The organism is Providencia sp. PROV255 (genome assembly GCF_028478065.1).
Classification (GTDB): Bacteria; Pseudomonadota; Gammaproteobacteria; order Enterobacterales; family Enterobacteriaceae; genus Providencia; species Providencia rettgeri.
In genome coordinates this window covers 54,321-74,367 of record NZ_JAMPMI010000012.1, presented here as the reverse complement: position 1 = coordinate 74,367, position 20,047 = coordinate 54,321, and the positions used below count along the sequence as shown (strand labels likewise).

Sequence of the window (20,047 nt, the reverse complement as noted above, 5' to 3'; positions counted from 1 at the left end):
GGTTTGTTTGGTATGTAGCGAAATTTTAATGAAATTAGAGGTTGAATGCTAATGAGAGACTCAGAGTAGTAAGTAACAGCTCACAAGTTGTTTGGTGGGTAGCAGAGTTTTAGTAAAATCCAATGGATATAGCGGGTTGGTGGTTTACCTATCACCTCGATGAATGGAATTGCCTGGGAAATAAGTGACAGTCCACTTAAAAAATAAAGTGGAGCAGTGAAGGTAAGCTTGAACCATCATTTCTTAAATAGGTATGAAATGAATTCATTTATATACCCTACCGATAGATAAATTCTAATCTATTAAAATAAATAATGAATTAGTAAGGTTAGTTCATCGATTTACTCTACTTTACTTATTTGGATTTTTTCTATTTTATGGTTTTTATGGTGTTAATTAGTATGTACAAAAAGTATGTGTTTATCATTTAAATATTAATAATATCAATAGATAAAATGTTATAAGCCATTTTTTCTGATATAACAGCAGTTCATCACCATTTTAAATTTACGTCTAAAATTTATTCGAATGGTTATTTTTATATATAAAAATTGTTAAATTGATGTTTTATTTCATTGTGCTTATAATGAGTAAATCAACTTAAGATATTACATTAGATATAAAATTTGTTTATAAATAGAATTTTCAATGGAAAGAACACAGTCCAAGGTGTCGTTAATAGCATAAGCTGTAATCATTAACTAACTGTATTTCATGTAAATATTGTTTATGTGCCAAAGGTGGATCACATGAAAAAGGCAAAAAGCGCTAATCATAAGATTTTTGATCAAATTCTTTCTGTAAATAAGCAGAATGAATTTGAATTTAACAATGGGCAAGATGGTGCAATTATTCTTTCTATACTTGTGATGTTTTTTGTACCATTTTTACTATTAAATGCAGCAAGAATTTATTTTGGAATAGATTACAGCTTTGTCGCGGTGATCTCCATGTTGGCGGTTAGTGCCATCATCACATACACATTGTATAAGCGTCTAAAAATGGATTCTGAATTTGCTGAAAAGCATATTGTATTAGACCAATTATTGATGCGTTATACGCCAAAAAATAAAGCAGAGTTTAAGAGCCTTCAAGAAGAGAGAAAGGCAAACCCATCAAGTACTTATTCACTTGTTGAAGATTGGGCTAATAGAGAAAGACTGCACTATGCAAATTAGCACACACTAACAATCTAATAAATGTTTGCATATCCCTCGGCTACTTTTAGTTGGGGGATTTTTTATCTATTGCAAAGGCTGGCCCTACATTGAGGGCTAGATTAATAAAAATAACTAATTCCAATTTTTACCTAGAAGATATGCAATTTCGAGAGATTGCATTTTGTTGAGTCTAGGGTCATATAATGACTGATATTTATAACTAATATCTTCTTCGCTGATTTCAAGGATACCTCCCTGTGCACTCAGTAACATCTAGTCCTGTCATTTCTAAATGGGCACCTCCTAGATGTACTCCTGCCTCCTTTAATATATGAATGAACTGAATCATTTCATTAGTAATACCCGTAAAATAGCGTGTTTTATATCCTTCTTTGGCATTTTTAGTATTACCATGCATAGGGACAATCATCCAAATGACGGGCTTGCCACTGGGCTGAATTGATTTTATGAGAGCCGGGAGTTTTTGTTTAATAACACCTGCTCCCATTCTAATGATGAGAACTGTTTTTCCTTTTTCTTGACTAGGGTTTAATTTCTTTATTAATTTCAGCAATGTATATGATGTGATATTTGGCCCGCATTTGATACCAATAGGTTTTTCCACCTCTCTTAAATATTCGATATGTAATTGTTATTCATTGTTATTTAATATTTACGTTATATAGAATAAAAAAAACGGCATAAATAGCCGTTTTTTATTCTATATAATTATGAGAGGTCGACGTTAATGCGATTTTCCTTGTTCAATACCAAGCCCAATCTGTGAACGAATAAATTGTTCTTTAAAGCGCTCTCTTTCCATTTTTCCTTGTTCTGAATTATCTGTTACAGAGAATAACCAGGCAGCAATAAACGCAACAGCCATAGAAAAAATTGCTGGGTATTCATAAGGGTAAATTGGTTTCTCATGATGAAGAATGCTGACCCAGATGGTTGGCCCTAAAATCATCAAGACAACTGCAGTAATTAAACCAAACCAGCCACCAGCTAATGCTCCACGAGTAGTCAGTTTGCGCCAGTACATTGAGAGTAAAATGATTGGAAAATTACAGCTTGCTGCAATTGAGAATGCCAAGCCAACCATGAAAGCAATGTTTTGTTTTTCAAACAGAATGCCTAACCCGATAGCAACAAAACCTAAGATAACAACGGTAATTTTAGATACGCGTAATTCATCTTTTTCATCAGCTTTACCATTTTTCATTGCCATCGCATATAGGTCATGAGAAACCGCGGAGGCGCCTGCTAAGGTTAAACCAGCAACAACTGCAAGGATGGTGGCGAATGCAACTGCAGAAATAAAGCCTAAGAAGAAATTACCACCAACTGCATCAGCAAGGTGTACAGCGGCCATATTGGTACCACCAATTAATGCACCAGCAGCATCTTTAAATGCAGGATTGGAACTGACAAGAACGATGGCACCAAAACCAATAATAAAGGTTAATATGTAAAAGTAACCGATAAATCCAGTGGCATAGAACACACTTTTACGTGCTTCTTTCGCGTCACTAACGGTGAAGAATCGCATAATAATGTGAGGGAGGCCTGCTGTACCAAACATTAATGCTAAACCAAGGGATAAGGCGGATATAGGGTCGGAGACCAGCCCTCCAGGACTCATGATAGCAATACCATTTTTATGAACTTCTACGGCTTCTTTAAATAAGGTATTAAAGTTAAAGCCAACATGCTTCATAACCATAACAGCCATGAATGTTGCACCAGCTAATAACAAGATGGCTTTAATAATTTGAACCCAAGTTGTGGCTAACATTCCACCAAATAGGACATACAGCACCATCAATATACCCACAATAACAACCGCGACGTGGTAATTGAGACCAAATAATAATTCAATTAATTTACCCGCACCCACCATTTGAGCAATAAGATACAGTGCAACAACAACCAGAGAACCAACCGCAGATAGAATGCGAATTGGTCTTTGTTTTAATCGATAAGAAGCGACGTCAGCGAAAGTATAGCGACCTAAATTACGTAAGCGCTCGGCAATTAAGAATAGAATGATCGGCCAGCCAATTAAGAAGCCAATCGAGTAAATCAGGCCATCGTAGCCAGAAGTATAAACCAGGGCGGAGATCCCTAAAAAGGAAGCCGCTGACATAAAGTCGCCCGCGATAGCCATCCCGTTTTGGAAACCTGTAATTTTCCCGCCTGCAGTATAGTAATCAGAGCGAGAACGCGTTCTTTTTGACGCCCAGTAAGTTATATATAAGGTAAAGCCGACAAACAGTAAGAACATCACAATCGCCTGAATATTCACAGGCTGGCGTTCAACATCCCCTGTCAATGCATCGGGAAACGCCATTGAGGAGGTAAAAAAGAGAATGAGTGAGAGCAATATTTTCATTTTTCTACCTCTTTTAAAATTTCTGCTGTTAAACGGTCGTATTCACCGTTAGCCCGGATAACGTAAAGCCCCGTTAGTACAAATGAAATGACGATCAGCCCTACACCAACAGGAATTCCTCTTGTAATGTATGAACCTTCGGATATTGGTGTTCCAAGCCAGCTTGGGTCAAAAGCGATAAGAAAAATAAAACCAACATACAGCACGAGCGTTATTATTGATAACAACCATGAAAAGCGACTACGTTTTCTAACCAGTTCTTTAAAGCGAGGGTTATCCTCTACCTTTTCGTAAGCAGTAGCATTCATCAGAGTTCTCCTCTGTTATACTCGTCATACTTCAAGTTGCAGCTTTGTTGACTACACTCACTCACACGAGTTACATACTTGTGTATGCCCCTCGTGCTTCGTTCGCTTGTCGCCTAGCTACCCCTCGAATTATTTAGAGTAAACCATCTTGTTGGGATGTATGTAAGGCCGCCTCTATGAGTTGGCCTTTTGGCGTTATGACATACTCATAGACTGTTTTTCTTCGAGTAGTTTTTCGACAACACCAGGATCGGCCAGCGTGGAGGTATCTCCGAAATTACTGGTGTCTCCTGATGCAATTTTTCGTAGGATGCGACGCATGATTTTACCGGAACGAGTTTTAGGTAGTGAATCCGTCCAGTGAAGTACATCCGGGGTGGCAATAGGGCCGATTTCCTTACGAACCCAGTTGCGAACTTCGGTGTATAGCTCTGGTGATGGCTCAACCCCAGATATTAATGTGACATAAGCATAGATTGCTTGGCCTTTAATATTATGAGGAATACCGACCACTGCAGCTTCGGCCACTTTCGGATGTGCAACGAGCGCTGATTCTATTTCTGCGGTACCTAAACGATGGCCCGAAATATTCAGTACATCGTCAACACGGCCTGTGATCCAGTAATAACCATCTTCATCACGACGAGCACCATCACCACTAAAGTACATGCCTTTAAAGGTTGAGAAATAGGTTTGCTCGAAGCGTTCGTGATCGCCAAATAAGGTTCGGGCTTGGCCCGGCCATGAATCAACAATCACTAAGTTACCTTCTGTGGCGCCTTCGATAGGCTCACCAAGGTTATCGACTAATGCAGGGCGAACACCAAAGAATGGCAATGTTGCAGACCCTGGCTTTAACATGGTTGCTCCCGGAAGTGGTGTGATCATGAAACCACCTGTTTCGGTTTGCCACCATGTATCAACCACTGGGCAGCGGCTATTACCAATTTTTTTGTAGAACCATTCCCAAGCTTCAGGATTAATGGGTTCTCCCACTGAACCGAGAATTCGTAATGAGCTGCGATCTGTACCTTCAATGGCTTTATCGCCTTCGGCCATTAATGCACGGATAGCAGTTGGGGCGGTATAAAGGATATTGACTTGGTGTTTATCAACCACTTGGCTCATTCGGTTAACTGCTGGGTAATTAGGTACCCCTTCGAACATTAATGTTTTAGCACCATTGGATAATGGTCCATATAACAAATAGCTATGGCCTGTAACCCAGCCCACATCTGCAGTACACCAATAGACTTCACCTGGATGGTAGTCGAAGGTGTATTTGAATGTCAGTGTAGCATAGACTAAATAACCGCCAGTGCTATGCAGAACGCCTTTTGGCTTACCTGTAGAACCAGAGGTATATAGGATGAACAGTGGGTCTTCTGCGTTAATTTCTTCTGGAGGGCAATCTGCATTGACCCCTTTGATGACGTCATGCCACCAGAGATCACGCCCTTCTACCCAGCTCGGCGCATTGCCTGTACGTTGGTAAACAATCACATTAGAAACCGTAGTGACTTGCGGGTTAGCGAGTGCGTCATCCACATTTTTCTTTAATGGAATTGCACGACCTGCTCGTAAGCCTTCATCTGCGGTGATGATTAGCTTTGCTTTACAGTCAATAACGCGACCAGAGACCGCCTCAGGGGAGAAACCAGCAAAAATGACTGTATGTATCGCACCAATACGAGCACAAGCCAGCATCGCGACAGCAGCTTCGACAACCATCGGCATGTAAATGGCGACAACATCGCCTTTACGAATACCTTGTTGTTTCAAAACATTAGCAAACTGACAAACATCATGGTGTAGTTCGCGGTAAGTGACATTTTTTGACGATGAGGGGTCATCGCCTTCCCAAATAATCGCAGTTTGGTCGCCTTTTTCAGCCAGATGGCGGTCCAAACAGTTTGCACTTAAATTTAATGTACCATCTTCAAACCAGCGGATATCAATATGGCCGGGATCAAAAGAGGTGTTCTTGACACGTGTATAAGGTTTAATCCAATCAACGATTTTTCCTTTTTCGCCCCAAAATCCTTCAGGGTCTTGAATCGAGCGTTGGTACTCATCGTTATACTGTTGTTCGTTTATCAGGGCATTTTTTGCAATTTCAGCAGGAACGGGATGTTTAGTTATTTGAGTCATATTATTATCTCCTTGCAGATGTTAATACTATGTCAAAAAATGGTTAACTAAAGCACGATTTTTAAATTTGTTTTTCTTTTGCGCGGAAGATCACGTATTAATTGTAATGAGATTTGCAGGATTATCATTTGATGCTAAATATCAAATTGAAATATAAAGCTAAAAATATAATAAAAGGTAGATTTAAAGAAAAATAAACGATGGGGTTATTGGTATTAGTTACTGAATAAAGGAGTTCTCATAGCGAATATAAATATCCATATATTTACTATGGGTTTGATAATGATTTTCATTAACAGTAAAATAACTATAATAGATAGTTATTCACAAGGTGCGAAGTTACGCAAGTGTTTACCCTATGAGCCTTGTGGTAAAAATGAGAAACATAGCGGTATTTACGTCACTGGAGACAATAATATGAGTTATACATTACCTGCTTTACCTTATGCTTATGATGCGTTGGAACCACACTTTGACAAGCAAACAATGGAAATCCACCATACTAAGCACCATCAAACCTATGTGACTAACACCAATACAGCGTTAGAAAAACTGCCTGAATTAGCGGGTTTAGATATCGATGTTTTGATTCAAAAATTGGACCAAATCCCAGCTGATCAACGTACGTTTGTTCGTAACAACGCTGGTGGCCACTCAAACCATAGTCTGTTCTGGAAAGGTTTGAAATTAGGTACTGAATTAAAAGGCGAACTGAAAGCTGCGATTGAGCGTGATTTCGGTAGCGTTGATGCATTTAAAGAACTGTTTGAAAAAGCAGCTGCAACACGTTTCGGTTCTGGCTGGGCATGGCTGGTTCTGAAAGATGACGGTAAATTAGCTGTCGTTTCAACTGCTAACCAAGACAGCCCATTAATGGGTGAGGCTATTTCAGGCGTATCTGGTTACCCAATTATCGGTTTAGACGTATGGGAACACGCTTATTACCTGAAATTCCAAAACCGCCGCCCTGATTATATTAAAGCATTCTGGTCAGTTGTGAACTGGGATGAAGCAGCGGCACGTTTTGCAGCAAAAGCTAAATAATTTTATAAGATAATTTATTTGCCATAAGCGCAGCGTTAATGCTGCGCTTTTTTTATGCCTACAATTTGATATCGATTCCAAAACTTTACTTTTTATTATTAAATAAAACTCATTATCATTTAAAATGTTGGTTATTAATTTCTTTCAATAATGATATGGATTTAGTTTATTGATAAATAAGGAATAAATTAAAATGGATCGTTTAGCAACACACTTAGTCATGGGGATTGACCTTGGGACAAGTAACAGTGCGGTAAGTTTGTGGTTAGATGGCAAATCAGTCCTAATTCCTAATCTACAAGGAAACGTTCTAACGCCTTCTGTGGTTGGTTTAGATGATGCAGGCCAGATTATCGTAGGGCAAGCTGCTCATGAACGTTTACAAAGTCATCCTAATATAACTAAAGCGAGTTTCAAACGTTATATGGGAACCGATGCCACTATAACACTAGGTAAGCTTGTATTTCGTGCTGAAGAAGTCTCCGCTTTGTTGTTACGTCAACTTAAAGATGATGTTGAAGCGTGGCTAGGTTATGTCGTCAAAGACGCCGTAATTACAGTTCCTGCTTATTTTAATGACGTTCAACGCCGCGCAGTTAAAACAGCGGGGCAGCTTGCTGGGTTGAATGTTGTAAGGTTATTAAATGAACCAACAGCCGCTTCACTTGCTTTTGGGTTACTCGAAAATAAAGAACATAAATATCTCACATTTGACCTAGGAGGGGGTACGTTTGACGTATCGATCATCGATATGTTTGAAGGCGTTATCGAAGTTTGTGCCAGTAGTGGTGATGTACGCTTAGGCGGTGATGATTTTCGTGAAGTGATTTATCAGTGGATGTTGAAAAAGTACCCCGAATTACACAAAGATCAATTTCTGATACGACCTGAATTATTGAAATTGGCGGAACATCTCAAATTAGCCTTGAGCCAAGCACCAGAATGCCATGTTTCTATGCATTGGAATGAGTCAGATTTTGAATGGAAAATGACAGAACAGGAGCTAGCTACTTGTTGTCAGCCTTTATTAGCTCGCCTTCAACAACCTATTTTACAGGCGTTGCATGACTCCCGTTTTTCGCTTAATGACCTTGACGATATATTGCTAGTGGGAGGGGCGACACGTATGCCTCTCGTTAGACAAACCGTCGCTCGTCTTTTCGGGCGATTTCCACGGCATGATTTAAATCCTGATGAGGCAGTTGCTTTAGGGGCTGGTGTTCAAGCCGGTATGGTAATGGCAGATTGCGCTTTGGATGATATCGTTTTAACCGATGTCATGCCATTTTCATTGGGGGTTGATATCACGAAACAGCATGGTGAGCGTTTCGAATTTGGTTACTATCTTCCTATTATCGAACGCAATAATTTCTTGCCTATCAGCAAAATGCAGGAGTTAAGTACAATTGTAGATAACCAAGAGCATATTTTACTCAAGGTATATCAAGGTGAAGCTCGCCTAGTCAAAGATAATGTTTTCCTTGGGGAATTAAAAATAGATATTCCTCCACGGCCAGCCGGGGAAGTGACGATTGAAGTTAGGTTTACTTACACGGTTGATGGTTTACTCGAAGTTGAGTGCCACTACAAAGGTAGCCCTAAGGTTTATCGGTTATTGATTGAAAAGGTACCGGGCCAAATGAGTGAGGATCAAATTTCAGCCAGTCTGGCAAAAATTGCAGGGCTAAAGCAACACCCAAGGGATATGCCTGAAAATAGAGAATTGTTAGCCCGTTGCTCTCAATTATATGAATTCTTGCTCGGTGATGACAGGTTGTGGGTCGATAAGATAACAACTGAGTTTGAGGCCGCGTTAAATAGCCAAGATTTACGTTTGATCGCAACATTTCGCCAGCAAGTTGTTCAATTTTTGAAACGATATGAAAGGGATTTGCATTAATGGATATGTGGCAAATATTGGGAATTCCGTTCACTCATGATGAAAAAGAAATCCGTAGGGCTTATGCAAAGCAACTCAAAAAATATCGGCCCGATACTCATCCAAAAGAGTATCAGCAGCTAAGAGAAGCATTTGAAAATGCAAAAAACCTATCCTCTTATCAAGAGAGTGCTCAACCTGAAGTTGCCTCTGAAGACGAAAGTTATGGTGAAGCCGTATTATTAAATGAACACACTGGTTATCAAGACATTTATTTTTCTGATTGGCTATCAAACACATTTGTAGTGGATGAACCTTTACCAGCTATCGCTGTGGCTGAAGCTGTTTATACTCAAAATGAAATTGATACTGTCGCGAGCCTGATTGTGGAGAATGAAAGCAAAGGGAAGGCCGCACTGTCTTCTCTTTGGGCTCATGTGATGGAAAAAGGCAATTTACACATTTTTCCTCAGTTTCATAAGGATTTTGCCAAAGCATTATCACAACAACAGGGCTTAATGGAATCGACCGTAGATTGCGTCTCTGAATTATTGAATTGGCAGTTAAATGACTATAATTCAGATAGTGTGGTTCCAATGTTTATTCAAGAAGGTATTCAAAATCAATTACGTAAAACTGCTGTTGAACGTGCATGGCGAGATTGCGAAATTGAAGCATCACATAAGTACTCGATTTCAGCGTTTACAATGCAGTTTTTAATTGGAAAGCAGGCAGAAGTGACTGGGTGGATGCGGTTAGTACCTGGGTTACTGGATTTATTGATGAAGCAATATCAGCAGTTGATGCAAAATTATCCAGAGCTTGCAGATCGAGTTAATCCTGCAGTGGCTGCTTTTTTCAGTCAACCTAGAGCATGTTTTTCTCTTTCTCATTTATTTCTTCTTATGTTTTGGGGAAGTATATTTTGTATTGCGGCGCCGTCTCCGGATATCGATAATCGCGTTATTATCGCGGTTGCGATGATTTTTATTTTCTATTTATATCTTAGTGATGCGTTATTATTTTTCTTTTTAAATAAAAATAAAGACACTTCTGGCGCTATATTTTTATTGGTGGATTTCCTATTTTCGATAATGGTGCTAATAGGGATATATGTATTCATTATGTCTGTCATTGCTGACGTAGTGAATATGACAATTAAAGGTGGTGATAATCAGGTGGGAACTATCATGTTTAGCGGTATGTTCTTGTTAGTGATCATCTGGCAAATAGTACCAAAGACAAAAGGGATACCAAAATTGAGGTTACCAGGGATCACCGTATCGCGTATTCTTGGATTTCCATGGATATTTTTAAAGTGGTTTAATTCTTGGTGGATTACACTCACTTGGGGGCTATTGATATATATTGTTTTAGAGCTGGCATTGATAGGAGCCCTGCTAAAAATTAGTGAGGTTATTAACCATGGGTTATGGTAACTTGAACACAGCAACCGTTATTTCATCCTACGTGAGTATTAAGGTGTGATCTCGCATGAAAGTATCTCCCCAAGTCTTTATCGGTAAAGTCCAAGCAACCCAGTCTTGTGGGCACAGCGCTATTCACAAGCAAGCTGCCGACGGGTTATTGATGTTAGGGCAATTGGGGCTTGATGGCGATGAACAAGCTGAAAAGCGCTTCCATGGTGGGCCAGATAGAGCACTTTGCCATTATCCTAGGGAACATTATGATTTCTGGGTCAATGCATATCCTGATTTAGCCGATTTATTTGTTGCCTCTGCATTTGGGGAAAATATATCAACGTTGGGTATGACTGAAGAAAACGTATTTATTGGGGATATTTTTGCATGGGGTGATGCGCGTATTCAGGTCACTCAACCTCGTTCCCCTTGTTATAAGCTCAATGGGTTAACGGGAATTGAAAATTTTGCACAAATGATGCAAGACAATGGGCGCTGTGGTTGGTTGTACCGCGTCATTAAAACAGGCAATGTTAGTGAAAATACGCCATTAACGCTATTGAGCCGCAATAGTGATATTTCAGTACAAGAAGCCATTATGATAGCATTTCATGCCCCTTATGATGAGGAGCTATACCAGCGCTTGTTAAGTGCAGCAGGGTTATCCGCAAGTTGGAGCTTAACCATGCAGAACCGTTTAGATAACTACCGCATCGAAGAGTTTAAGCACCGGTTGTTTGGTAAACGTTAATCGCTAGCGAAAAGCTATTGTGCGCTTATAACAAAGAGAGTCTTTAGCCATAAGCGTTTGCTAGCAATATAACGTGCGATACTGAGAATGCCTATATCTTAGGTGTTTGTTGTATAAACTGTTGGTACCACGGGATATTCGCCATTAATTCGATATGTGTTCCCTGAGCGATAATTTTTCCTTTCTCCATATACACAATTTCATCCGCTTGGCGGGCAAGGTTAGGCTGGTGGGTGACGACGATACGTGTCTGTTGTTTGGCTTGAGTAATAAGGTCAATCACGGAGGCTGTATTGATGTTATCAAGGCTTGCTGTTGGTTCATCCATTAAAATTATATTAGGATGCTGTAGAATCAATCTTGCAATACACAGCCGTTGTCTTTGTCCTCCAGAAAGTAACATACCGCCAGAACCAACCTCTTTTTCTAAGAACGTATGATTGGCAGTGAAATTAAGTTGTGTCAGTAATGCACTGATTGCCCGGTCATCAATATTATCATCATCAAGTACCAAATTTTGGCGTACGCTACCGCAAAATAAACGGCTATCTTGTAGTAAGACTCCCCGGTGAGCACACAACACCTCTTGTGATAGGTTTTTAATATTTTTATTACCGTAGTTCACACTGCCATATGTTGGGTCTTGTAAGCGAGCGAGTAAGCTTAATAATGTACTTTTGCCTGCTCCTGATGGCCCTACAATGGCGGTAAGTGTATGTTCCTTAAAGCTAAGACCTATGTTTTGTAAAATGCATTTTTTATTGTCACTGTAAAATGATAACTGTTCACAGCTAACGCTATCGATAGTGGGTGTTGATGAACGATAAGGAAATGTTAATACCGGAGCCTGCAAGGCTATTTCGATTCGTTGAATTGATTTTTTCATTTGTCTAATTGATTGATCTAAATGAGAAAGTAACCACATAGGTTCAATTAAGCGCGCTAATAAAACTAACCCTGCTAGCCACATATTTAATGGCATCTTTGCATGATCAACTAAATAAATACCGAACCCAAAGAGCGTAATAAAGGCGGTTTGCACCATTAATGAAAATAATAAGTGAAATGGCAAGCTTCTTCGTTGTAGCTGTCTCTGAGTTTGATACTGGGATGCTAAGGCAAGTTTGGGATGCAGCTGCTCATAATGGGTATTTGAGCGACGAATCAATGGCTGGTGGAGCGCATATTGGTTGAGTGCACTCATTGCTTGTTGTTCTGATTCATGAGCTGCTCGTTCAAAAAAGGCAATTTTTCTGGCTGATAAGCGTAAAGAGACTAATAACAAAAGGAGTATAAACAGTAAAATAACGCTAAATGTACGTTGATAGGCTAACACTCCAATCACGATAGTACAGGGCGTGACTAACCCGCTAATAATAGGATGGAGTAAATGTGCGGGTACAGACATAACCTGTGATACAGGTCCTGAAATTAATTGGTTGCTGTTTGAAATGGGTTGCAATGAAAGCGGCAGATGGCGAATAAGTGCCGTAGCAAGATAGCGCATCACCAATCCCCCTGCAAAATAGCCTTTCTGGGTGGCTATAAATGTTATGGTGAGTGTTATTAAGCTAGAAAGAGTGAATAGTATTAATGGGATAGTGGTATCAAGGTGCCAATCTAAAATAACAACAAATAAAAATAACCCGCTAATTCCCTCTAAAACAGCGCTTAGCGTCATCCAAAATATAGCATTACGTACGGTGTATAATAAGCGTTTAAGCACAGTTCTCCTCCAATGCACGTAAAAGTTGCTGATAGGGTTCTGAATGTATTGAAAGTTGTTGATGAGAGCCTTGTGCGATTAATTTTCCGTTGTCTAACAATAATATGCGGTCTGCTAGATTCAAGCCGTTTAAGTCATGGGTAACGAATACACAAGTTCGCGGCTCGCTATGCAATAAATTAAGTACCCGCTGTGCATTTCGAGGGTCAAGTGCGGATGTCGGTTCATCAAGCAGCAATAAAGGCGCTGGTGATAGCAATGCTCGTGCAATCGCGAGGCGTTGAGCCTCTCCACCGGACAACACTATATCTTGCTTTATTACGGCATCCAGCCCTTTAGGTTGTTGTTTTACCAGTGATAATAAATTGAGCTCACCAAGGTAACGGTACATATCATCTTCAGTGGAGTTAGGGGCAAATAGCTGTAGATTTTCACGCACAGAACAAGGCAGAGGCGGGGTGCTTTGCATGACGATGGAAACCGTACGGTTCAAACTAGTTAATGATAGCAGTGGTAATGGAACCGAGTTAAAGAGGACATTTCCCTCTGTTGGGTCTAAAAAGCGCGCCATAAGTTGTATTAAGGTGCTTTTTCCCGCTCCAGACGTTCCGACAATAGCAATAAATTCGTTGGGGGCTACGGTGATATTAATATTCGATAATATTGGGTTATTACCTATTTTAACATCAACTTGGACAAGTTTGAGCTCACCTTGGGATGGGGTAATTGCCTTTTCTCCGTAATGCATACCCGGTTCAGCTAGAAGTTGGCGAATACGTTCTGATGCGCTAACAGCAAGGTTCAAGGCGTCGGCACCATGCCCCATTGCAGCAACGGGGGCGGCAATACTGCTAATTAATAGAATGAATAAAATGATTTGAGCGAGAGGTACGGGCTCAGAGAGTAATGAAACCCCAAAAATAACCCATAATGACAGCAATGTGCTGCTGATACCGACTTGGGTCAGTGAGCTCAAGGCGCCTATTTTACTTATCCATCGCTTAAAGGCGATTTCAAATTGGTATAACGCTTGTGATGTTTTTTTTTGAATGGATTGATTGGGATATTGCCTTGCCTGTAGCGGGTTATCTGCAAGTTCAGCATATTGTTCATACAGGGCACTCATTGTCCGGTTACGTGAGGTATATAGCGCCTGATAACGTATAGAACGCATTTGTTTAAATAAAAAAACCGAGGTGATTAATGGCATTAAGCAAAAAATGGTGAGTAGTGCATTTTGCCATAATAAAATGAGAGTTGCTGTTATTGGGACGATAATTAATTTTGTGATATCTGCGGGGGCATGAGCGGTTAATTGATGTAGCGAACGGACATCACGGTCAGCTATTTGCAAAAAGCCATCTCGACCATGTTGGGCAAAGTGGTTTAGAGGGAGTTTTTCTACTTTATCCAGAAGTTGTAGCCTGAGTTGATGGCAGAGATGGTTATCAGTTTGATGCGTTAAATACAGAGCAAAAGTTTGGCAAATTAACCAGCTGACACCACCGATGGATGCAATAATAACCCATTCATAATATTGATGAACGGAAGTGTTGGCAACTTGGCTAATTGCTATCAATGGAATGAGTGAACAGAGGCCTGCGATGGCTTGTAAAATAAGTGCAAATAATAGTGTGAAGCGATAGGGACGAAGTAATTCCCAAAGTGCGCGGTACATGCGAAACCTCCATAGCGAATCGGTCACTTTAATTTATTTCGCTTTGTTATCGTGAATTAGTTGTTTTGCTTGCCAGACTATTTGTTTTGTTTGCAGGCCTTATTGGCGGTATTTATTTTTAAAGCGCTTTTTTGGGGTTTTTAGTAAGATGGCGATATTGCGATTAGGAATATTGAGGGGGGTGAGATGCAATATGATTTAAATGATCTCTACTATTTTGTGAAAGTTGTCGAATATGGTGGTTTTTCACAAGCGGGTTTGGCTCTAGGGATCCCTAAATCTAAATTGAGTCGACGTATTGCAGACTTAGAGAAAAACCTTAATGTTTCATTGATTTACCGTTCTACTCGCCAGTTTCATGTCACGGAAGTGGGGCAAGTCTTTTATCTGCAGTGTAAAAATGTGGTGGATGAAGCTGAAGTTGCTCATGAATTGATTTGTTCCGTTCAGTCACACCCTAAAGGAACGATCAAGTTATCGTGTCCAGTCGCACTGTTACAAGTCTATCTAAATGAATTACTTGTAGATTTTATGATAAAGTACCCTGATATCGATGTTCAAATTTTAGCAGTTAACCGCCCTGTGGATGTGATTAGTGAAGGGTTGGATTTAGCTATTCGAGTGCGTTCATTGCCATTAGATGATTCAGGCTTAATGATGAAAGTACTAGGATATTCACGGCGTATCTTAGTGGCTAGCCCGCAGTTATTCGCAGAGCACGGTGAACTCACAGAGCCCGAAAAGCTGGTGGATTACCCGATGTTAGCGAATACAGAGCACTCACAAAATTACACGTTGACCCTAAAAAATAGTCACGATCTTAGCTTTACGCAGCATTTCACCCCGAAGTTAGCGACAACAGATATTTTAACGTTATACCATGCGGCACGCAAAGGTGTTGGGATCGCAAGGTTGCCTTATGGTGTGGTAGAAAAAGACATTGAATCAGGGGATTTGATAGAGGTATTGCCGAAATGGCAGTTTCCTGAAGATATTATTCATGCGGTATATCCATCACGCAAAGGGTTGTTGCCATCAATCCAATTATTATTAAATCATTTAGCAGATAATATTTCGCCGTCAGTGAAATAAATTTCCCCGATAGCGCATTAGGCTATCAGGGAAATATTTCTCATTTACTGTGTTTCAGGAATGCGGCCAAATTTCCCACTGTTGAAATCATTCACTGCTTCATTGATTTCTTGCACAGTATTCATCACAAATGGGCCGTAACCAACAACCGGCTCGTTAATAGGATCACCACTGAGCAACAGTACTAAGGCATCTTCTGTGGCTTCTAACAGAATATTGCTATCTGTATCGTCGAGGATCATCAGCTCCCCTTCGTTTAAAGCGGAACGACCATCAACAAATATTGAACCACGTAACATGACTAAACCGACATAGCGTCCCGCTTTGGTTGGGATACCGACCGTTTTACCTTTGTTAAGCTGCAAATCCCATACATCTAATGGACTAAAGGTTTTTGCTGCACCTTTATTGCCTAAATAGTCACCCGCGATCACTCGCAGTGTTCCTGCATCATTGGGTAATGCGACTTTTGGCATACTATGGCTTTCTAACAGCTGGTAGCCGGGGGCCGCTGATTTGTCTTTTGCTGGCAAATTAACCCACAGTTGTACCATATCAAGAGTGCCACCTTGTTTCATGAAGGCGTTAGACTGATACTCTTGATGTAAAATACCCGATGCCGCAGTCATCCATTGAACATCACCTGGGCCTATCACACCGCCTTCACCCGTAGAATCATGGTGAGCCACTTCGCCATCATACACTATTGTAACGGTTTCAAACCCACGGTGTGGATGCTCGCCAACACCCCTGTTTGCCGAATTTGAGCTTGGGAAATCAAAAGGCCCCGCTCTGTCGAGTAAAAGGAATGGGTTGAGGTATTTCCCATGATCGTTATAGCTAAACATTGAACGGACAGGAAAGCCGTCTCCAACCCAATGGCTGCGAGGAGATTGATAGATACCAATAATTTTTTTCATGGTTTTGCTCCTAAAATTGTTTTGATGGCTGAATAATAAAGGAGCAAATCATTTGGCAGTAGTAGCAAAAATAGGTTTCATTGTTGCAGTGATAGAACAATAGAATAAAGTCTAATTATTCTATTTATAGAACAGTGTTTATCAAAAACTGGACTACTCAGCCTTAAATCGATGAATTAATCTAAATAACACGAAAACAGAGCGGCTATCGTTCTATTTTTAAATCAAAAACAGATTTCATATTTTATCGATTGAGAGGTTTCATCATGAGTAGCCCAGCTAATTTTAACGGTCAACGTCCTGCTATTAACCCAGAAGATGCGGTGATGTTATTAATCGATCACCAGAGTGGCTTATTCCAAACCGTAGGTGACATGCCAATGACGGAATTGCGTGCTCGTGCAGCTGTTCTGGCTAAAATGGCTTCTCTAGCTAAAATTCCAGTAATAACAACGGCTTCTGTACCTCAAGGCCCAAATGGTCCGTTGATCCCAGAAATTCATCAAAATGCGCCACATGCACAATATATTGCACGCCGTGGCGAAATTAATGCATGGGATAACCCTGAGTTTGTGGCAGCGGTAAAAGCAACAGGTAAAAAACAATTAATTATTGCAGGAACCATTACCAGTGTTTGTATGGCTTTCCCTGCGATTAGTGCGGTGATGGATGGTTATCAAGTATTTGTGGTCATTGATGCATCAGGTACTTACAGCAAAATGGCGCAAGAAATCACCTTAGCCCGTGTCGTTCAAGCGGGTGTCGTTCCAATGGATACTGCGGCTGTTGCTTCAGAATTACAAGGGACTTGGAACCGTGAAGATGCGGCGGAGTGGGCAATGGCTTACACACAAATTTTCCCTGCTTATCAATTATTAATTGAAAGCTACAGCAAAGCGCAAGATGTTCTGAAAAATAATGAGCAATTAGATTCTGAACGTTAATTCGCGATAGGCCTCACATTTAACTTACGAAATTAAATCAGGTAGCGTTATGACTATAAAGCTGCCTATTTGCAATTGAATTTTAAGGAAATACGATGAAAAAGCTTGCATTACCTTTGCTGGTTTCTTTGTTTGCGTTTGGTACAGCACAGGCAGCAGACTATAAATTAGACTCAACGCATACCAAAGCGGTGTTTTATATTGACCATTTCAATACTTCTACCAATAGCGGCGGTTTTCACAATATCACTGGGAATATGAGCTATTCTCCGGAAAAACAAACGGGTAGCGTCAGTGTGAAAATTCCAGTGGAGACATTAAATACTGGGTTATCAGCCTTTGATAATCATATTAAAAGTGCAGATATGCTAGATGTCGCAAAATATCCAACTATTGAGTTTAAATCGACTAAATGGAACTTTGCAGACAACAAACCTGTATCTATTGATGGTGTTCTGACTATGAAAGGCCAATCACACCCAGTTCAGCTGAAAGCGACCAAATTTAGTTGTTATTTCAGCCCAATCTTTAAAGCTGATGTGTGTGGTGGTGATTTTGAAACAACCATTGACCGTACACAATGGGGGGTAGATTACCTAGTTAAAGAAGGTATGACAAAAGATGTGACCATCAAGATTCAAGCTGAAGCAATTAAACAGTAAGGGATATACTAACTATGTTGAATTTTAAAAGAAAAAATACTGTTGTTACATCAACTTTATTGGCTGTTGCATTGACATTCGGTACTGCTCAGGCGGCAGAATACAAAGCGAGCGATAAAGAAGGCCCAATTAAAATTGTGAACTTGGATGAATTAGAAAGCCAGGTTGCCAAAAGTATGGATAAAGGTGCTTTTGGTTATATTCGCGGTGGTGCTGAAGATGAATTAAACCTGAAGAAGAATACGCAACACTTTGATAATAAATATATTATGCCAAGAGTGATGCAGGGAATTGAAATTTCAGATATTGACCTTTCAACTGATTTTTTAGGAATTAAACTAAAAACCCCTATTATTCAAGCGCCGATGGCAGCTCAAGGATTAGCGCATAAAGATGGGGAAATAGCGACAGCAAAAGGTATGGCTAAAGCAGGTTCTATTTTCTCGTTAAGTACTTATGGGAATAAAACGATTGAAGAAGTGGCTGAAGTTTCAGGGGAAAACCCGTTCTTTTTCCAGCTTTATATGAGCAAAAATAATGCTTTTAACGAATTTACGTTAAAGCGAGCTAAAGAAAGTGGTGCTAAAGCGATTATTTTAACTGTTGACTCCCCTGTTGGTGGGTATCGTGAAGATGATATTCGTAATAACTTCCAGTTCCCACTGGGCTTTGCCAACTTAGAGCTATTTGCTAAGCAAAATAGTGATGGTTCGAAAACAGGTAAAGGTGCAGGGATCAGTGAAATTTATGCACAAGCGAAACAAGCCTTTACACCAGCCGATATTCAATACGTGAAAAAGTTATCAGGATTACCGGTAATAGTTAAAGGTATTCAATCACCTGAAGATGCCAATGTTGTGATCAAAGCCGGTGCCGATGCGATTTGGGTCTCTAATCACGGTGGTCGCCAGTTAGACAGTGGTCCTGCGTCTTTTGATGTACTGCCGTCAATTGCTAAAGTCGTAGATAAGCGTGTTCCAATTGTATTCGACAGTGGTGTACGCCGTGGCTCCCATGTATTTAAAGCTTTAGCGAGCGGTGCGGATGTTGTGGCTGTTGGTCGTCCTATTCTCTACGGGTTGAATTTAGGTGGAGCAGAAGGGGTGAACTCAGTGATCCAACAGCTGAATAAAGAACTTTCTATCAATATGATGTTAGGTGGTGCGAAAAATATTGAAGGTGTTAAGGCGACTAAGCTGTATACCGACAAAGATTTTCAATAATTAAAGTTAAACTCATTGGTTAATTAAAAACGGGAAAATTTTCCCGTTTTTTTATGCGTAGTATAATGTTTTTTTTAAATCGTTATTTTAATTTCCAATGCAAATTATCTGTTGTTTCATGTTTTCGATATTAGCATGGTTTTTCATAACTAAAGAAAATCAAAAATATATTAATAATATTACATTCATATGAATTTTTTAATTAATTAACTTATGTTTTATAGAAGTGTTGAAATAATAAAGTTCATGGCTCATATGGTTATAAATTAAAAATTATCTATGCTAATTTATGGGTTTAAAATAAAAAATGTCTGTACTTTCTATATTTCTATCGGATGAAAATAAAAAATGGTATTTTCGATATAATGCTGGGTAATTTACTTTGACTTCTTTAACTAATCGAGTAATAAAGTCATTGAAAGATATATCTAATTTTGATAGTAAATATATCATTAAACCTAAGTCTAACCTTGCTATCCCTCTTTCATAGCGAGAAATCTGTTGTTGACTAAGGCCGACAGATTTACCTAATTCAGCTCCTGATAAGCCTTTTGCTTTTCTCAAATAAGCGATTTCACGGCCAATTAGCATGGTGAGAGCTAAACGATCATCTTTAATTATTAAGGGTTTTTTAAGTGTAAACATCGTTAATTAATTCCTTATATGACAAATGAAAATTGAAGGCTATTTTGG

Annotated in this window: 18 protein-coding genes; 9 read left to right on the top strand and 9 right to left on the bottom strand. The window is 39.7% G+C overall.

The genetic code is table 11. The annotated features are described in order from the left end of the window. Positions 1-749 precede the first annotated feature (749 nt). On the top strand, positions 750-1,178 hold the full coding sequence (locus PR725_RS14705) for a hypothetical protein (protein WP_004906643.1): 429 nt from the start codon (positions 750-752) through the stop codon (positions 1,176-1,178). Positions 1,179-1,292: 114 nt separating this feature from the next. Here PR725_RS14705 and PR725_RS21880 read toward each other — a convergent pair whose 3' ends face one another. The 5 genes from PR725_RS21880 to acs all read right to left on the bottom strand — a co-directional run bounded on the left by PR725_RS21880 (position 1,293) and on the right by acs (position 6,014). After that, positions 1,293-1,433 (bottom strand): 3-deoxy-7-phosphoheptulonate synthase, encoded by a 141-nt coding sequence (locus PR725_RS21880; protein ID WP_109913247.1) that lies wholly within the window; start codon positions 1,431-1,433, stop codon positions 1,293-1,295. After that, positions 1,402-1,785 (bottom strand): 3-deoxy-7-phosphoheptulonate synthase, encoded by a 384-nt coding sequence (locus PR725_RS14700; RefSeq protein WP_162598879.1) that lies wholly within the window; start codon positions 1,783-1,785, stop codon positions 1,402-1,404. The genes PR725_RS21880 and PR725_RS14700 overlap by 32 nt, the downstream gene beginning before the upstream one ends. 120 nt (positions 1,786-1,905) lie before the next feature. Next, positions 1,906-3,555, bottom strand: a complete 1,650-nt coding sequence (gene actP, locus PR725_RS14695; RefSeq protein ID WP_042851474.1) for a cation/acetate symporter ActP — start codon at positions 3,553-3,555, stop codon at positions 1,906-1,908. Beyond that, positions 3,552-3,863 carry a DUF485 domain-containing protein gene (locus PR725_RS14690; protein ID WP_004906633.1) on the bottom strand — a complete coding sequence of 104 codons (312 nt, stop codon included), beginning with the start codon at positions 3,861-3,863 and terminating at the stop codon, positions 3,552-3,554. Before PR725_RS14690 ends, actP begins: the two co-directional genes overlap by 4 nt. Before the next feature lie 195 nt (positions 3,864-4,058). Continuing rightward, on the bottom strand, positions 4,059-6,014 hold the full coding sequence (acs, locus tag PR725_RS14685) for an acetate--CoA ligase (RefSeq protein WP_004906630.1): 1,956 nt from the start codon (positions 6,012-6,014) through the stop codon (positions 4,059-4,061). 417 nt (positions 6,015-6,431) lie between these two features. Between acs and sodA the strand changes: the two genes are divergently transcribed. The 4 genes from sodA to yiiM all read left to right on the top strand — a co-directional run bounded on the left by sodA (position 6,432) and on the right by yiiM (position 11,109). After that, positions 6,432-7,058, top strand: a complete 627-nt coding sequence (sodA, locus tag PR725_RS14680; RefSeq protein ID WP_004906628.1) for a superoxide dismutase [Mn] — start codon at positions 6,432-6,434, stop codon at positions 7,056-7,058. Between the two features lie 193 nt (positions 7,059-7,251). Beyond that, positions 7,252-8,958 (top strand): Hsp70 family protein, encoded by a 1,707-nt coding sequence (locus tag PR725_RS14675; RefSeq protein WP_227024236.1) that lies wholly within the window; start codon positions 7,252-7,254, stop codon positions 8,956-8,958. Continuing rightward, positions 8,958-10,376: a J domain-containing protein gene (locus PR725_RS14670; protein WP_109913246.1), complete on the top strand. Its 1,419-nt coding sequence runs from the start codon at positions 8,958-8,960 to the stop codon at positions 10,374-10,376. The genes PR725_RS14675 and PR725_RS14670 overlap by 1 nt, the downstream gene beginning before the upstream one ends. Before the next feature lie 55 nt (positions 10,377-10,431). Then, a complete protein-coding gene (yiiM, locus tag PR725_RS14665; protein ID WP_123382682.1) occupies positions 10,432-11,109 on the top strand; it encodes a 6-hydroxyaminopurine reductase in 678 nt (225 codons plus the stop codon). Between the two features lie 91 nt (positions 11,110-11,200). Here the strand turns inward: yiiM and PR725_RS14660 are convergent, their stop codons facing one another. Together PR725_RS14660 and PR725_RS14655 are read right to left on the bottom strand one after the other, a co-directional pair. Further along, positions 11,201-12,835, bottom strand: coding sequence for an ATP-binding cassette domain-containing protein (locus tag PR725_RS14660; protein ID WP_272569533.1), 1,635 nt, complete (start codon positions 12,833-12,835; stop codon positions 11,201-11,203). After that, a complete protein-coding gene (locus PR725_RS14655) occupies positions 12,828-14,513 on the bottom strand; it encodes an ABC transporter ATP-binding protein (RefSeq protein WP_272569532.1) in 1,686 nt (561 codons plus the stop codon). The genes PR725_RS14660 and PR725_RS14655 overlap by 8 nt, the downstream gene beginning before the upstream one ends. Positions 14,514-14,699: 186 nt before the next feature. Here PR725_RS14655 and PR725_RS14650 point away from each other — a divergent pair, with 186 nt between their 5' ends. Further along, positions 14,700-15,605 (top strand): LysR substrate-binding domain-containing protein, encoded by a 906-nt coding sequence (locus PR725_RS14650; protein ID WP_123382679.1) that lies wholly within the window; start codon positions 14,700-14,702, stop codon positions 15,603-15,605. 44 nt (positions 15,606-15,649) lie between these two features. Here the strand turns inward: PR725_RS14650 and PR725_RS14645 are convergent, their stop codons facing one another. Then, on the bottom strand, positions 15,650-16,525 hold the full coding sequence (locus PR725_RS14645; protein WP_123382678.1) for a pirin family protein: 876 nt from the start codon (positions 16,523-16,525) through the stop codon (positions 15,650-15,652). Between the two features lie 266 nt (positions 16,526-16,791). On the opposite strand from PR725_RS14645, the gene PR725_RS14640 reads away from it, so the two are divergent. The 3 genes from PR725_RS14640 (at position 16,792) to PR725_RS14630 (ending at position 19,354) form a co-directional block, all read left to right on the top strand. Then, entirely contained in the window at positions 16,792-17,469 is a 678-nt protein-coding gene (locus tag PR725_RS14640) for a hydrolase (protein ID WP_004906617.1), read from the top strand. A 95-nt stretch (positions 17,470-17,564) separates the two neighbouring features. Further along, a complete protein-coding gene (locus PR725_RS14635; RefSeq protein ID WP_109913240.1) occupies positions 17,565-18,131 on the top strand; it encodes a YceI family protein in 567 nt (188 codons plus the stop codon). A gap of 14 nt (positions 18,132-18,145) precedes the next feature. Further along, a complete protein-coding gene (locus tag PR725_RS14630; protein WP_164528237.1) occupies positions 18,146-19,354 on the top strand; it encodes a lactate oxidase in 1,209 nt (402 codons plus the stop codon). 282 nt (positions 19,355-19,636) lie between these two features. Here the strand turns inward: PR725_RS14630 and PR725_RS14625 are convergent, their stop codons facing one another. Continuing rightward, the gene (locus PR725_RS14625) at positions 19,637-19,999 is read right to left on the bottom strand and encodes a helix-turn-helix domain-containing protein (protein WP_109913239.1); all 363 of its coding nucleotides are present in this window, start codon (positions 19,997-19,999) and stop codon (positions 19,637-19,639) included. Between the last annotated feature and the right edge of the window lie 48 nt (positions 20,000-20,047).

Bases quoted from the DNA above. Each gene is read 5' to 3' on its own strand.
- PR725_RS14705 (WP_004906643.1), top strand. From the start codon at position 750: ATGAAAAAGGCAAAAAGCGCTAATCATAAGATTTTTGATCAAATTCTT.
- PR725_RS21880 (WP_109913247.1), bottom strand. From the start codon at position 1,433: ATGTTACTGAGTGCACAGGGAGGTATCCTTGAAATCAGCGAAGAAGAT.
- actP (WP_042851474.1), bottom strand. From the start codon at position 3,555: ATGAAAATATTGCTCTCACTCATTCTCTTTTTTACCTCCTCAATGGCG.
- PR725_RS14690 (WP_004906633.1), bottom strand. From the start codon at position 3,863: ATGAATGCTACTGCTTACGAAAAGGTAGAGGATAACCCTCGCTTTAAA.
- acs (WP_004906630.1), bottom strand. From the start codon at position 6,014: ATGACTCAAATAACTAAACATCCCGTTCCTGCTGAAATTGCAAAAAAT.
- sodA (WP_004906628.1), top strand. From the start codon at position 6,432: ATGAGTTATACATTACCTGCTTTACCTTATGCTTATGATGCGTTGGAA.
- PR725_RS14675 (WP_227024236.1), top strand. From the start codon at position 7,252: ATGGATCGTTTAGCAACACACTTAGTCATGGGGATTGACCTTGGGACA.
- PR725_RS14670 (WP_109913246.1), top strand. From the start codon at position 8,958: ATGGATATGTGGCAAATATTGGGAATTCCGTTCACTCATGATGAAAAA.
- yiiM (WP_123382682.1), top strand. From the start codon at position 10,432: ATGAAAGTATCTCCCCAAGTCTTTATCGGTAAAGTCCAAGCAACCCAG.
- PR725_RS14655 (WP_272569532.1), bottom strand. From the start codon at position 14,513: ATGTACCGCGCACTTTGGGAATTACTTCGTCCCTATCGCTTCACACTA.
- PR725_RS14650 (WP_123382679.1), top strand. From the start codon at position 14,700: ATGCAATATGATTTAAATGATCTCTACTATTTTGTGAAAGTTGTCGAA.
- PR725_RS14645 (WP_123382678.1), bottom strand. From the start codon at position 16,525: ATGAAAAAAATTATTGGTATCTATCAATCTCCTCGCAGCCATTGGGTT.
- PR725_RS14640 (WP_004906617.1), top strand. From the start codon at position 16,792: ATGAGTAGCCCAGCTAATTTTAACGGTCAACGTCCTGCTATTAACCCA.
- PR725_RS14635 (WP_109913240.1), top strand. From the start codon at position 17,565: ATGAAAAAGCTTGCATTACCTTTGCTGGTTTCTTTGTTTGCGTTTGGT.
- PR725_RS14630 (WP_164528237.1), top strand. From the start codon at position 18,146: ATGTTGAATTTTAAAAGAAAAAATACTGTTGTTACATCAACTTTATTG.
- PR725_RS14625 (WP_109913239.1), bottom strand. From the start codon at position 19,999: ATGTTTACACTTAAAAAACCCTTAATAATTAAAGATGATCGTTTAGCT.